At 50.5% G+C, this 15,611-nt stretch carries 12 protein-coding genes; 1 reads left to right on the forward strand and 11 read right to left on the reverse strand.

Annotated features, from left to right (window positions below; all coding sequences use genetic code 11):
* Positions 1-60: 60 nt before the first annotated feature.
* Positions 61-1,410, reverse strand: coding sequence for an O-antigen ligase family protein (locus tag FHR96_RS04465; protein ID WP_183386471.1), 1,350 nt, complete (start codon positions 1,408-1,410; stop codon positions 61-63).
* Positions 1,411-1,441: 31 nt separating this feature from the next.
* Positions 1,442-2,449, reverse strand: coding sequence for an NAD-dependent epimerase (locus FHR96_RS04470; RefSeq protein ID WP_183386692.1), 1,008 nt, complete (start codon positions 2,447-2,449; stop codon positions 1,442-1,444).
* Between the two features lie 631 nt (positions 2,450-3,080).
* Here FHR96_RS04470 and tviB point away from each other — a divergent pair.
* Complete coding sequence (gene tviB, locus FHR96_RS04475) at positions 3,081-4,361, forward strand: Vi polysaccharide biosynthesis UDP-N-acetylglucosamine C-6 dehydrogenase TviB (RefSeq protein ID WP_183386472.1); 1,281 nt, start codon at positions 3,081-3,083, stop codon at positions 4,359-4,361.
* A gap of 83 nt (positions 4,362-4,444) precedes the next feature.
* Here the strand turns inward: tviB and FHR96_RS04480 are convergent, their stop codons facing one another.
* From FHR96_RS04480 to FHR96_RS04520, 9 genes are all read right to left on the reverse strand, one after another.
* Complete coding sequence (locus tag FHR96_RS04480) at positions 4,445-5,620, reverse strand: DegT/DnrJ/EryC1/StrS family aminotransferase (protein WP_183386473.1); 1,176 nt, start codon at positions 5,618-5,620, stop codon at positions 4,445-4,447.
* Positions 5,621-5,647: 27 nt separating this feature from the next.
* Positions 5,648-6,250 (reverse strand): sugar transferase, encoded by a 603-nt coding sequence (locus FHR96_RS04485; protein ID WP_183386474.1) that lies wholly within the window; start codon positions 6,248-6,250, stop codon positions 5,648-5,650.
* An 83-nt stretch (positions 6,251-6,333) separates the two neighbouring features.
* Complete coding sequence (locus FHR96_RS04490; RefSeq protein WP_183386475.1) at positions 6,334-7,239, reverse strand: GNAT family N-acetyltransferase; 906 nt, start codon at positions 7,237-7,239, stop codon at positions 6,334-6,336.
* A gap of 151 nt (positions 7,240-7,390) precedes the next feature.
* Positions 7,391-8,602 carry a glycosyltransferase family 4 protein gene (locus FHR96_RS04495; RefSeq protein WP_183386476.1) on the reverse strand — a complete coding sequence of 404 codons (1,212 nt, stop codon included), beginning with the start codon at positions 8,600-8,602 and terminating at the stop codon, positions 7,391-7,393.
* 184 nt (positions 8,603-8,786) lie between these two features.
* A complete protein-coding gene (locus tag FHR96_RS04500; RefSeq protein ID WP_183386477.1) occupies positions 8,787-9,533 on the reverse strand; it encodes a class I SAM-dependent methyltransferase in 747 nt (248 codons plus the stop codon).
* A 99-nt stretch (positions 9,534-9,632) separates the two neighbouring features.
* Entirely contained in the window at positions 9,633-10,781 is a 1,149-nt protein-coding gene (locus FHR96_RS04505; protein ID WP_183386479.1) for a hypothetical protein, read from the reverse strand.
* Positions 10,782-10,827: 46 nt separating this feature from the next.
* Positions 10,828-11,628, reverse strand: a complete 801-nt coding sequence (locus FHR96_RS04510; protein WP_183386480.1) for a glycosyltransferase family 2 protein — start codon at positions 11,626-11,628, stop codon at positions 10,828-10,830.
* Between the two features lie 223 nt (positions 11,629-11,851).
* Positions 11,852-13,624: an asparagine synthetase B family protein gene (locus tag FHR96_RS04515; protein WP_183386481.1), complete on the reverse strand. Its 1,773-nt coding sequence runs from the start codon at positions 13,622-13,624 to the stop codon at positions 11,852-11,854.
* Positions 13,625-13,770: 146 nt separating this feature from the next.
* Entirely contained in the window at positions 13,771-15,219 is a 1,449-nt protein-coding gene (locus FHR96_RS04520) for a capsular polysaccharide export protein, LipB/KpsS family (protein WP_183386482.1), read from the reverse strand.
* Between the last annotated feature and the right edge of the window lie 392 nt (positions 15,220-15,611).

Raw genomic sequence — 15,611 nt, forward strand, 5'->3', positions numbered from 1 at the left:
CACCGGCCTCGTCCCGTTGACGCTCTCCGATGGCCTCGCTGCGGCAAACCCTCCACGCAGTCACTCATCGGCGCGTACCGCTCCCAGTGCCTGTGCACGAGCCAACCGACGCTGGCGGCGTCGTGCGACCCATTCCTCCCGACGCATCACGGCCCAGCAGCCAATGCTCAGCCCCATGTAACCGCTCAAACCTCGCACGTCCCGCAGCATGGACTGGGTCAGGCCAAACTCGAGGAAGGCGACAGGAATCAACAGCCCGGCCACGGCCAGGATCCGCACGCCGACCTCCTCGTGACCTAGTCGGCGATAGAACAGCCACAGCGGCACGCCATAGAACAGACCCAGAACCACCAGCCCCAGCAGCCCTCGTCGGGCGGCCGTGTCGACGGTGTCGCTGTGCAGTTGATCAAAGACACTGACCCCCGGATGCAGGTCGCCTCGCGCCACCATGGCATCACGGGCCGCCTCGAGCCGCCCTTCGCCCCAACCGCTCAGGGGGCGCTCGAGGAACAGCCGATAGCCGGCTCGCCACATCTCCAGGCGAAGCCCCACCGACCCATCCCGCTCCTCACCCTGCTGGTACGCCTGGAAATCCTCCACCGCACGCTCGAGTCGCGAGGTGACGCCGCTGATCGGCATTGCCGTCAAGACCATCATCATCAACAGGCCCATGATCACGGCAAACCGACGCCAAGGCGTCGCGGGACGAACCGTGCCCACGGGCAGCCGCCGCCAGGCCAGATAGCAAAGCCCCAACAGCAGCGGCAAGGCGATCCAGCCACCACGAGTACCGGAGAGCAGCGAGGCCAGGAAGCCCCCCAGCGCGGCGACTAGCGCCAGCCTCTCCCAGCGAGGCGTCTGGACATGGCGGCGGGACGCTCGGCGACGGCGCGACCACGACCAGAGGGCCGCCAACAGCGAGAGACACCCCAGCAGCAAGGCAATGTTGCCAAAGGGAATGGCATTCATGCCGTTACTGGCCCTGGAATACCTGAGCACCAGGCATTCGAACAGCGCGATTCCACCAGCGGCCAAGGCACCGGCGGCGATGCCCAGCCACCACTGACGCGGCGAAGGCCCGACGCAGCGCAGCCAGATCAGTAACCCCGCGGCCAGGAGCGGCCAGAGCGGCAGCCCGACCCCCTGATCTCCCTCGCCCACGGGCCATACGCCCGTGCGCTGCACGTCCCACAGCCAGAGCGCCGCATAGGCCAGCAACGCCAAGCACCACAGCGCATCCTCATGATCCAGGTATCGCCAGCGGTGACCTATAGAGGGAATCGACACCGCCGCCACGCCCGATGCCACCAGGGGCACCACGGCATACCCCCAGGGCACGACGATCAAGCAGGCCGCGAAGGCCCCCACCAGCCACCCGCTGATGCTCTGCCATGTTCTGAATGACATCATGACTCGAGGCACATTCCTCCAATGCCACCCATTACACGCCGTGATAGTCGCGATACCAGGCGACGAATCGCCGTATGCCCTCTTCGACGCGAACCTGTGGGGCAAAGCCGGTGACATCGAAAAGCGCCCGGGTATCGGCGTAGGTTCGCGGCACATCGCCCGGCTGCATGGGCAGGTATTGGCACTCGGCTGGACGCCCGACAGCCACCTCGATCGCACGAACGAAGTCCATCAAGCCAACGGGGCTGCCATGGCCGATGTTGTAGATGGCATAGGGCGCGCGACTGCTGTCAGGCGTTCCTACTGCCGGATCCCACGCATCGTCAGGCTGAGGAATCACCTCGAGCAGGCGCACGATGCCTTCGACAATATCGTCGATGTAGGTGAAGTCCCGGGACATGTCGCCGTGGTTGTAGATCTCGATGGGCTTCCCCTCGAGAATTGCCTTGGTGAACTTGAACAGCGCCATATCCGGTCGCCCCCAGGGGCCATACACGGTGAAGAAACGTAGCCCGGTGGTAGGCAGCCCATAGAGATGGGAATAGGTGTGCGACATCAGCTCGTTGGCCTTCTTGGTGGCGGCGTAAAGGCTGACGGGATGATCCACGCTGTCGTGGGTGGAGAACGGGGTGCGAGAATTCATGCCGTAGACAGAGCTGGACGACGCATACACGAGATGATCCACGCCATGATGACGGCATCCCTCGAGGACATTGAGGTGCCCTACCAGATTGGCATCCACGTAGGCGTGGGGGTTGTCCAGCGAATAGCGCACGCCCGCCTGGGCCGCCAGGTGCACGACCCTGTCGAAGCGGTAGCGTTCGAACAGCGAGGCCATGTCATCTCGGCTCGCGAGATCGAGCTTGACGAAACTGATGTCATCACACCCCGCCAGCTGGGCCAAGCGAGCCTCTTTCAGTGACACATCGTAGTAATCGTTGAGGTTATCGACTCCCACGATATGGTGGCCCTGGCCGGAAAGTCGCCGGGCCAGCGAATAGCCGATGAAACCTGCCATGCCGGTAATCAAGAGCTTCATGATGATGTCCCCTGCCTCTACCGCGTTATTCGATATATCACCCCATGCGCCGACATGGGAGTCGATTGCCAATGAGACCCACCTCTGACTCGCCTCTACGCAGACGGGCCACACCTTCTCTTGCCCGGCTGCGCCCACTTCCTTCATCCAGTGAGCGATCCCATGGAATAAGTCTTATCATTTCGCAGGAGAAAACTCCTACTTGCCCACTCCAGAAATTTCATCATTCGACACACGAATTATCAGAAATTCACCTCCCAATAATGACAAAAATCACCTTGTAATAGCTGAACCATAAATTATTGTTAATAACATTACTTAACATACCACCTGACAAATTTACACTACATAACAATAGCAGATATAACAAGGCAAGAAATAAAAAAAACATATATAAACGAAACATTAATCACGCAGAACACAGTCCTCTTAAACATCGACATTCAATACATATACCTCGAGAATCGTAACAGATCATGCGTCTCAAGATATTTATTTCAACATAATATAATGTCTTATTTTCCTGATCAATGACTCGGCAAAGATCGTAAGATCGTTAACTTCTCTCAACGCCATCACCCAGTGCCAATCAAAAAATCAACGACTTATTCCAGGAGATCAATTAGTGAACATGACAATATCACTGGGCGATACCCGGGTCGCTGTCATTGGCTTGGGATATGTCGGACTCCCCTTGGCCGTCGCATTTGGCAAGCGCTACCCGACGATGGGTTTCGATATCAACGCAAAGCGTATCGCCCAACTCAACGAAGGCGTTGACGCGACCCGGGAGGTCGAAACCGCTGAGCTCCGCCAGGCGGAGAACCTGACGTTTTCCTGCGAGAGCCAGGCGCTTCACGACAGCAACGTCTATATCGTTACGGTGCCAACGCCCATCGATAACCAACGTTGCCCGGACCTGGTACCGTTGATCAGGGCTAGTGAGACACTGGGTAAAGTAGTACGACCCGGCGACGTGGTAATCTATGAATCGACGGTCTACCCCGGAGCAACCGAAGAAGTTTGCATACCCGTCATCGAGCGCGTGTCGGGACTTGCTTACAATATCGATTTCTTCGCGGGCTACAGCCCCGAACGCATCAACCCTGGTGACAGAGAACATCGTGTCGACTCGATCCGGAAAGTCACCTCGGGCTCGACCCCCGATATCGCGGCATTCGTTGATGCCCTCTATGCTTCGGTCATCACCGCCGGGACCTTCCGTGCCAGCTCGATTCGGGTCGCCGAAGCCGCCAAGGTCATCGAGAACACCCAGCGCGACGTCAATATCGCACTGATCAATGAGCTGGCAATGATCTTCAATCGCCTGCAGATCGATACCGAAGAGGTGCTGCTGGCAGCGGGGACCAAATGGAATTTCCTGCCCTTTCGCCCGGGCCTTGTGGGTGGCCACTGTATCGGCGTCGACCCCTACTATCTGACCCACAAGGCTCAGCAGGTGGGTTACCACCCGGAGGTCATTCTCTCGGGTCGGCGGATCAACGATGGCATGGGCGCCTACGTGGCCGGACAGCTCGTCAAGCAGATGGTCAAGCAGCGCATTCACGTCCAGGGCGCGCGGGTGCTGATGATGGGTCTGACGTTCAAGGAGAACTGTCCCGACCTGCGTAACACCCGAGTCACCGACATCATTCACGAACTGGCGGACTATAACGTCACCGTCGACGTATTTGACCCCCATGTCGACCGCGACGAAGCCCTCCAGGCCTACGATATTCGCCCGATAGACTACCCCCAGCAAGGGGCCTATGATGCGGTGATACTGGCAGTAGCCCACAACGAATTCCGCGATGTCGGCATTGAGCGCATCCGCGCCTGGGGAAAACCGCAACACGTGCTTTATGACTTGAAGTACCTGCTCGACAACGGCGAGGCCGACTTGCGGCTTTGAACGCCCCTTCCCTGACACCCTTGCTCACAACAAACGCCCGGCGAGACACCTCGGCCGGGCGCATGTTCCACTGGAACAACGTATCAGGCAGTCGCCTTCTCCATCGTCTCCTCCAGGACATCGCAGGTCAGCGCGATCTCCTTGTCGCCAAGGGTCGGATGAACGAGAAACATCAGGCTGGTTTGTCCGAGCTCCTGAGCCACCGGCAGCGGTCGAGGCGGACGCCATCCGGTGCCTTCGAAGGCATGCTCTCGATAAACCTCCGAACAAGAGCCTGCAAGGCATGGCACGCCATGCGACTGGATGTCGTCGATGATCCGTTCACGATCCCAGTCGTCACGGAGCGCCGAAGGCTCGAGAAACACATAGGCCTTGTAAGCGGCGTGACCGAGATGCGCGGGGGGCTGGGGGGCACGTAGTCCAGGACAGCGACGCGCAACCTCCAGGATACGCTCCCTATTCGCGCGCCGGCGACGAGTCCACTCCGGCATGCGCCGTAGCTGGAGGCGTCCAATCGCCGATTGCATCTCGGTCAGACGCCAGTTGGTACCGAAACTATCGTGCAGCCACCGAAATCCTGGCGGATGCTCACGATCGTACACGGCCTCCCAGCTCTTGCCATGATCCTTGTAGGACCACATCTTCCGCCACAGTGCCTCGTCGCTGGTAGTGACCATGCCGCCTTCACCACCGGTGGTCATGATCTTGTCCTGACAGAACGACCAGGCGCCAACGTGACCGATGCCCCCTACACTGCGCCCATGCCAGGTAGCCCCATGGGCCTGGGCACAGTCCTCCACCACCGCCAGTCCGTGAGCGTCGGCCAGCGCCATGAGATCGCCCATTTCACATGGCCATCCCGCCAGATGAACGGCAACGATCGCCCGGGTACGTGACGTGATCAGGGGCGCCACGGTAGCGGCGCTGATGTTCTGGGAGTCTCGATCCACATCCGCAAACACGGGGGTGGCCCCTGCCGTGACAATGGTAGAAACAGAGGCCATGAAGGTTCGTGGGGTCACGATGACCTCATCGCCCGGACCTATGCCCAGCCCCCGGAAGGCGAGATCCAAGGCCGTGGTGCCATTGGAAACGGCCACCGCATAGCGCGTACCGGCGAATTTGGCAAACTCGCGTTCGAAGTGTCGACCCTCTTCTCCGGTCCAATAGTTTACCCTGTTGGAGAGCAACACCTGGCTGACGACCTCGGCCTCCTCGCCGGTGAAAGCAGGCCAGGGAGAAAAATCGGATATCGACATGGCGACCTCTTGCGTGAGAGCATTTCATTAACCCACTAGGGTTCTGCAGATAAGTTTCAGGTCTCCCCAAAACGTCCAGTTATTGACATACTCCACATTGAGCCTGACTTTCTCAGGATAGATGACATCGCGGTTATATCGCTCGGGGTTATCCTGAGCAGCCAGCAGGTTTTCTTCGTCTCGATACTTCAAGGTCGCCGGCCCAGTAATGCCAGGACGCACACTCAGCACGATCGACTGAGTGCCCGTCAGCCTATCGGCAAAACCGGGCACGTCCGGTCGTGGGCCCACGAAACTCATGTCACCCTTCAGCACATTCCATAGCTGTGGCAACTCATCGACCTTGGTCTTGCGAAGCAGACGTCCCACGCGAGTGATACGAGGATCTCGTGACGTCGTAACAGTAGACGTTGAGACACTATCATTTTTCATCGTCTTGATCTTGTAAAGCATGAAAACATGCCCATTGCGACCGACGCGCTTCTGTTTGAATATGCCATGACTTCGGGTATCCCAGCTTGCCATCAAGTAGGCCACCACAATCAGCCATCCCACAACAAGCAAACCGAAGCTCGATAACACTATATCGAAGCACCGTTTCTGATACACCCTTATCTTGTCAATTTTCATGTCGGCAAGCCCTGAGGTACAGCTGGACAGCAACCTTGGCATTACAAGCATGGAACTACATGTTTAAAACCAGACATTTGACACTACAAGGCATTACGGCGTATCCGCTCTTGAAGCAAGATCGCCCGCACCTTGAGCAGTAACCCGGCATTGCCTAGACGATGCCACTCAAAAAGGCGAAAAAAAGGATAAACAAGAGACAGCATGAAAAAGAATCGCGGTGAATATACCACCTCGAGCTGAGAGTAGGCTTTCTCGAAACCAAACCTGTCCATCAGAAAGTCCTGCACACCTGTCTGATGATAGATAGATCGACAGCCATCCGATACGTAATGAAACCCTCTATCACTCAGGTAATACTCCAACATGTAGTGAACAAGCACATAGCTTGAATACAAGCTCATATAGTCTGGGTGATACCAAATATTTTCCCAGAAAACGCCTCCATCCTGGATATGGTTTTCGGAGAAACCCACAAGTTTTTCGTCGAAAAAGACACCGACATATTCCACGGTACCCACACACTCCTCGGCCGCTAGCAGCCTTTCATCGAAGGTTGCCGGACTAGGGAGATAGCCAGTCATTTCATGTCGAGTAACTGCCGCCTGACAAACACCGTAGCCCTGTGCCGCCATCTCGGTGAGAGAGACTGGTCGCGCGACTAGCTTCTTCAAGCCGCGTCGAACCTTGCTACGGGTGCTGCGACTACATTGCTGCAAGGAATACGGAGCGTATCGAACCACGTACCACCAATCCGACTCATCCTTCATGTGAAAACCACGATTCCAGCGCGCAAAGGGAACACCGGCAATTCTGATGGCCTCTCGAGCCTGAGCTCGGTCAATTTCTGGAGTCGCATGTGGAAGGTAGGCCGGCATCAAGAAACCCTGATAAAGATGCCAGTACACGCCGTCATGACAGAAAATTTTTTCGCCAGCTCTCTGAAGATAGGAGGCATAGTCGCTGCCACGGTTAGGTAATTCGTTCATTCTCCCCCTCCGATGAATAAAGCAGCAAGAAAATGGGAACTCTTCACTCCATGGCCCGACGATTGTCGAGAAAAGTTACTCAGCAAACATGCTCACCAGGAGCACATTGGCTCAGCGTGGAAACATCATGAAAAACAAGAATATTTATGAATTACTGCGAACGTGTGGCTTGGCTACCGAGTACAAAGTCTCTATACATCGTATTCGAGGATGTCCGCATCACATGGGGTATTCCCATACCCGTCATTAAAGCCTCATTCACCTTGTTCACATCATACTTTTCGACGGCTTTCCATCTTGATCTCTCCCCGTGAGCTCCGACGAGATCAGGATCATGGATATAGCGCAGCATGGTATCGGCCAGCGACATGACATCGCGCACAGGCACCAGAAATCCGTTGTCACCATCGACGACCGTTTCTCGGCAGCCCGGCGCATCTGAGGTAATCACAGCCCTGCCCATGGCCATGGCTTCAAGAACAGTACGCGGAGTTCCTTCCCGATAGGAAGGAAGTACATACACACTGCACTCGGCAATGGCTGATCTCACGTCTTCCAGACGGCCGAGAAACTCGATGTCACCTGCATCTATCCATCGATCGAGTTCCTGGCGGCTAATCGAATCGGGGTTATCATCGAGCCAGCCCACCAAGCTGAAGACCACATGCGGGTAGCGACGCTTTACAAGACGTGCAGCTTGAACGTATTCCCTCACCCCCTTGTTGCCAAGCAGACGCGCAATCAACAGAAAACGTACTGAGTCCCTCGGAGGGGGAGTAACAGCATACTCATCGATATCGATACCTGAGCCATTAACCACCTGATAGGGTGTCCTCGGAGAAAGCACCTCGAGTTCCCGCAAGAGAGTCAGATCATCATTATTCTGGAAGAATACTCGATGGCTTCGGGCAAGAGACCAACCATAAAGTTTCTTGACCAACCACGACAACCAGGGGCGCCGACACTTGCCCCCAGGCTCGTCAAGGCTGGTGAAGGCGTAACCTAGCCCAGTAATCATCACGTACCGCTTTGGCACCTTGGCCAGCCACGCCGTTAGCGTTCCATAGATAACTGGCTTGATGGTATACCCCAGCACCATATCAGGCGCAATCCATTGCATCAGCCGATACAAGCTTGCGACCGTGCGGAAGTCCGCGAAGGGATTAAGCCCAGTGCGTTGCATGGGAATGGCATGAACCACGATACCCTTGGCCTCCAGAGACGTTCTTATCCGACTATCCAACCCGACATCAGGAGATGCTACATGCACCTCCCAACCACTACTCTGCAAGTCTTCTAGTAATCGACCACGAAAACTGATCAGAGAGTCTGGGAAACTAGCAATCATCAGGAATCGTTTCATCGTCTGCTACTTCTCCTCGTTAAAAGGAATACAGGCTTCGGCATCCTTGGCCAAGGCAAAAACAGAAAAACCAGAAGACGTACAACAACATATAAAACTTACAACACGAGCACATTCACGCTACATCCCTAAACTCATATCTTATCCTCAAGGACATCTCGCGTTTCACAAGACACGAAGACATTTATTTTCTGCATACAACATAAAGAGCATGACTCTTCTTTAAAGCTGACAGAGAGGATTCAGAAACATCAGCGGCAGCATCTCTATCAGAACAAACAAAGATAACGTCGAACCCGATGGAACGCAAAAGATCAACAACCTCATCAGACCTGAACCAATAGTTATACGGCCCTCTATCTATCAGCACCTTGAAATTCAGTTTCTTGTTGTTTTTTATCCAGGGAAGGGACTGCAAAGACCTTCTGCATCGTTTTACGCGCCTCAAGAAGTTGATATAAACAAGAAAGGCACGATATGAAAGTCTTTCGAAGCGTCCATCAAAGCAGAGAAAGGAAAATATAACCACACCACCTTTTGACACCACTCTATATGCTTCTCGAAAAGCAGAGCATCTATCTTTTTCATGATCTATAAAGCAAAGCACCTGCTGTAAATATAAGGCCTGGTCAAAGCTCGAATCTTCATAGTCGAGCTTGGACGCATCCTGCACTTTAAACTGTATGCCTTGCGCCGCAACTCTTCCTTTTGCCAAGCCTATCATCCTGCCTGACAAGTCAAAGCCATGAAGATCATCGAAGCCTAATCGTTTCATCTCAATCAAGATGCGCCCAGCACCAGTCCCGGCTTCTAGTGTCGCACCCTCTTTACTTAAATATTTCTCTATTAAAAACTTCTCCCTATCACTCAGACCTTCCATGTATGCCCATCTTTCAAACTCAGCACCATCAAAAATATTCTCTTGCAACATGAAACGACTCACCAGGAAGGAAATTCGGAGATTTAACAAACAGATCGAGCTTTCACTATCGACAGCTCACGCGTTTTAAACCAGGCAGGGAAAGAACAACTAAAACCCGCGCAACAGGCGTGCTGCCACTTTACTGTCCTTACTACCCTTGTACTCGGACCAAATAATCGCTATAAAAAACCAGAACATCGTTGTTCGTAGCCCCATATGGGTTAGGGAGTAAACCAGAGGTCCTGCGGTCACGATCCATACGGGAAGTGGTGCATTTTTCAAGACAGAATAAAGAAGAACAACAAACAGCGTAATACCAGGTATTCCGTATGAAAAAAGCAAAGTGCCAAAACTGGAGTGAATTTCAAGCTTGTCGTGGGGATAAAAGCGCTCAAGATGGCCTTCACCCGCTCCAAGAATCGTATATTCCGGAAAGGCTAGGATACGATCATAATTTCTTTCTTCGCTAATTGACCCAAACTTTCCGTCAACCACTTGGGTGCGATTATGGACATTATCATAGATGTCCATTATGGCTTTATCATCAGCAATAAAGGAAACGGCAGCCAAAACAAAGACAACGGCTAATACTCGAAACATTTTCTTGGGCTGAAAATTGGCAGCCAAATATCCCACCACCACGAGACAGAAACCGGAAATAGCAGCTAATGAGGCAGAAGAAAATATGCCAGCGATGCCCGACAGCACTGCCAACACTGTCATCGGCTTAAGCGAAACGCTCATCCTGCCAAGGACCAATAAAGAAGAAATACCCAGCAAGGAAAAGAATGCGAGCTGATTAGGGTTATTGAAAAATCCCGTTGTACGTCCGCCATCCCCTAGTGACACAACCACTCCCACGCCAGAAACCACCAGACCCAAGCAGATAGAGTATTCGATATATCTCTTGCACTGCTCACCACATCCGATCAAATATATGACGCATGAACCTACCGCAGCATTATAAGTCCAAAACATGATAGTCCTGCTGAAATCTGATGACTGCAGAACCAAGGAATAAGCAGCGCAATGAAATATAATCCAGACCACTAACCCCGCCCATGACAGGGGAAGCTTGAACAATGGTAACCCTCTTGCCGTAGCAATAGAGTGAAAATAAACGATACCTACCAACATCATGAACACATAGTCAGTGGGCTGTGGGTTACCGCTGGGGAACATATAAACGGGACTCAAGGCTCCCGCGACAACGAGAACAAACAGTATTAAAACAATCATACCATCCCCCTTCAGCAAGAACTCCCTTCTGCTTTTACAAACGATCGTCACTATCCTTATCGCACTACTGCCTAAGATGCATACGTACACCCTGCGGCAACAACCCATAAATCAATCGCATAAAAAGATAAAGATAATATATATTCCCGCCCCGGAGTTCTGAAATGATTCTTTTCTGGAGAAGCACGCTTGAAAAGAGATACTTTATGCGATTCTTGTTTTCAAATGACTGTCGGGCATGTATTCTTTTTGCAGCCAGTGGGTAGCTCGTTCTATAGAGCTTGACTCCATTCATCACAAGTCTGAACCACAACTCATAGTCCAGCTGTGACTTTCTTGTTTCACTATAACCTCCCACGGACAAAATATCATCACGACGGCAAAACATGCTGATATGACTAACGGGATTACTCTTCATCAACAACGATGACACATCGGTCACATCATGATGAAAGGGTGATGAGAAAGGTGTCCACTTGGCAGCAACATCATCGTTGATGATATCTGTGCCCGCGCACAGGAACCTGCATTCGGTGACTGATATTATCTCGGCTTGCATCTCGAGACGCTGAGGGTGCGACAGGTCATCCGCATCCAGATTTGCCACATACAGGCCTCGCGCATTTTTTAGGGCCATGTTCAAGGCCTTGCCTCGACCACAGCCTTGGCCGGCAAAAATTCTGAATCTGTCGTCCTGGGACTCGACCTCCCTCAAGTACGCTAACGTTTGATCAGTAGATCCGTCATCAACAATAACGGCTTCCCAGTTTTCATATGTTTGATTCCTTATGCTATCGACGGCCTCATGAAGGTAGGGAAGACCATTCCTCACTGTCATATAAAAACTAACAAGTGGCTTATTCATAGATCGATTCCGACATCAGCAAGAAATCAAGGAAAACAATTCAACACTCATTCATAGAGGAATACTACTAGACCTTCCCTAGGGGCCTAGCACGGCAGGCATTCAACCACGCCAACCAAAACTGGCTGTCCTTTAGTATCCAAAAAGTCTTCCCGCACATGAAACCATTGCCAGCACCTGGTCTATTTCAGCCTGCGCTGACTACATCAAACCATCTTTACATTTATTTTGCGACAAGCCCTGCTTCGCTCATGCAAACATTTATCTGAAGCCATTCAGATAGCACAGAAAATTTCCTCAGCGACCCTGTGTCCAGTGAAGAAAACTTGCTGGAGACTTCTTCACCTAATACATTTTCAAGCATATCCCTGTTCTTATATAAAGAAGCCTCGTAAATATCTGAGCAATCTTGATCCAGGACCGAAAACCCCTTTTTTCTTCCAAAGGATATTTTTGACTTAGACTTGACATAGTCTTTCAAGCCTTTTTTCTTGTCGACAGGCGCCTCAAGAAAATAAGGATTGAGAAGAGGGACTCTTGCCTCCAACCCATTGTATATTGATATGTTATCCATATCCCTGAGCAACTGATTCTTGCAATAGTCAAATAGCTCGCAAAACTTTATTTGCATACCTGAATGACACGCGTATTTCTCCAGGCTCTCTACTGGCAAGGCATCATGCACACCTTTCTTGAATCTTTCATAAGACGTTCTCAATCGTTCTGGTTCGCTCAAGTCCACAAAGGCAGGATCGGTCCTGTACAGGAAGTAATATACAAGAACATTCCACTCACCAAGGATTCTTTTACCATCTATAAATCGTCGCATTCTCGAGACGACGACATCAGACCCTGGAAAGAAAACCAGTGTATTTATCAAATTGAAGTTCCTGAAAGACGGATAACCTCCAAATATCTCGTCCCCTCCCAGCCCCGAATATACAACCTTCAGTTTCGGAAACTTCTCTTTTAGATGTTTCAGCAAACGGCATACCTGCAAACCATCTGCCGTAGGCTGCTCCATTATATTCGCATAATATTCAAGTTCTTCTGCCAAACTTTTTCTATCGCTAGCATTATTGATAAGTGCTGAGTACTGATAGGCTCTTTCATCAAGATTCATCAGGGTCAGATTTTTTTCAACTTCACCCACCTCGCCCTTTCCATCATCATTTCCATAAGTGACTAGAGAAAGTTCCACGTTTGACTCAACAGATTTCAGAAGCAAATAACTCGAGTCGACACCAGAACTCAGTAGAAGTGCTGCCTCGACGTCCCTGCTCAGGAAAGAGTTTCTGAAGTAGCTATCAGACATCTCTCTATCCCTTCCGCAGAACAACTGGAAGTTTTCCCTTTTTAATACAACCTCGTCTCGGGTGAATATTAAAGAACAGCCGGGCGGTATCTCAAATACTTCTTTCCACACCGTTTCCGGCTCTCTAATAAAACCACTCAGCACATAGTCAAAACGCAAAGCGTCTATATTCAAGCCCACTTTCCCACCAAGTCCATTAACAATACATACAATGGATTTCAAGGTCGAGGCAACTAAAAAAACCTTGGAGTCCATATAATAATACAACGGTTTTTCACCAAAAACGTCTCTGCGAAAGATTGTCTCGCCTGTTTCTTTATCATGCCACGCGTAACCATATGGCCCATCTATCGAAGACCCGCCACCTGGGTCACTCTTCAAATAATGAAAAAGTGCCTGTGTATCTGATTCAAAACCGTGGCATCTTTCCTTGTAATTATAATACTCGCCATTAAACAGCAATACATGGCGATCATCTTCCATTGGTTGATTACCACTTTCATTCAAGCCGTTTATAGCCAGCCGGGCATGTCCGAAGTAAAACCCTTTAAACTCTTTAAGTGCAACATTATCTCTTCCTCTATACTGCATTTTTTCAAGAGACAGGGTCAAAAGCTCATGAATATCGTATGCTTCATGAAGAGTCTTATCGAGAACTTTGCAAAATAGAATTCCACACATTCTCATTACTCATCTGTTAAGCTATACTTGAGTCTTACCAGGCACCTCAGCAACCCAAGCAATGATGATGTCTACTTATTCAAACATCATCCCATGACCACATTCAGCGGTTCTGACGATAAATTTCGTGGGGGAGCCGAAAGAGCTCAAGAAGCTTCGCCTTGATGAAACGTGTAGCGATGTTCATGGTTATGAACTAAATGGTCGAGATCTCCATCCAGTAAATCCAACAGCGCAGAACAGTGTTCATCTGTGAAATGATGGGGGCTAAAATCAGTCTCTGGAAAAACGGAGTATTTTAGAATATCACTCACCATTTGACTCACATGGGCTTTGTCATATCCCTTGAAACCTATCGCATTATTCACGTAATCCTGCATCCTTGTAAAATCTCTTGCATTTTCGACTCCTGGAAGTCTGTTATAAAAGACATCTCCGAAGCAGATAACAGGTTTATTGTGAAGTATGGCCTCCAACCCCATGCTGGATGAAATGGTGACAACACCCGTAGAGTGTCTGATGAGATCATGGGGGTTCAAATCATGATTTACCAGCATTACATTATGATGCTTTACAATCTCGCGGTAAAAATCTCTTCTCCGCCTTCCGATCGATACTCTATGCTCTTTGACAAGCAGAACATAGTTGGATGGCAAGGACTTGGATATGAACTCAATAATTTGGAGTTGATTGTTGATCCAACGACCTTTGACCAAGGTGGAGGCTTCCGGATGAAAATGAAGTGGATAAACAAAAAAATCAACTCCTCGCTCGACAATATCCTTTAATGCGACCCTATTGTTTTTCAACACGGCGCTATAGTTAAGTGCGTTTACTATCCTGAAAACGCGTTTCTTCAGAATATCAATTGAACCCTCGTATGCATGAAAGGTAGTGTCTTTGTTTTTTTGGATAGTCTTTTTTGCTAAAACAAGAAAATCTCGTCTATCTGCCACCTTGAAGAAGCGCTTATTAGCGACCATGTAAGAAGGCTGTTCTTTTTTTTCAAGATAATTATCTATATATTCATCCGCATTTAGAGTGGCATTTCCGTTTGATGGTCGACATGCAGCCACATTTCCATCGAGTCCATCTGATAGATAAACCCCCGTTCCAATGCGGCTCCTTACCGGATACCTGAACGGTATTTCATATCTCCTTGAGAAAAAATAGGCAAACATACTAAGGAAGTCATCAAGCCCTTCCGCGACAATCAATGATACTTTATTTTCCTTGTTTAGCTCTTCCACCTTGAGCCCCATCAGCACAGCCACGCGAAAAGCATCTTCCTTGTTGAATCGCGCAAAATGTCGCTCAGCGTGGATCAAATCAGACAATACAAATTGATATTCGGCTTCCATTCTTCTGGATTCAACCATAAAGTCAATAGCATGGGCTTTATCGTTCATCTGATCGAGCACATCCTTGAAATACACGACGTGATCAAATACAGACAGGTCATGATCACTATAATTGTAATATGAAAAAGCAGATAGGCGACATTTTCGACGCCTGGAATCCAGTTCGAAAAGATCCATGCATCTCGTGAAAAACGGCTCACTTACAGAAAGAAGAAAGAGAATATTACTACTCATGCAAAGACTCTCCTGAAAACGGGCAACCATAGAGCACACGCCTGCCGGGTGGATATTAACAGCATTGAGAGCACAGAAGTCCTGTCGGCTGCATTGCCATGAAGACCCACAACCAAACAACAAGCAGGGCAAATAGTGCCTAGTTACCGAGCACTAGCAGAATCATGAACTGGACTTCTGCCACTGGTATCATCCACCATGAGCCTTTATATTCCATGTAAGCTCTATCATTCATGCGTGATGTTCCGCCATCCGCTTGAAAATCATATTTCGCTCTGCCAGCTCATCATAGTTGCCATAATCTACCACTTGACCGTCAGCCATCATGTATATCCGATCGCATTGTTTAACTGTGGTCAAGCGATGGGCTATCATGATAATCGTTTTTTTCC

This window comes from Halomonas organivorans (assembly GCF_014192055.1).
GTDB classification, from domain to species: domain Bacteria; phylum Pseudomonadota; class Gammaproteobacteria; order Pseudomonadales; family Halomonadaceae; genus Halomonas; species Halomonas organivorans.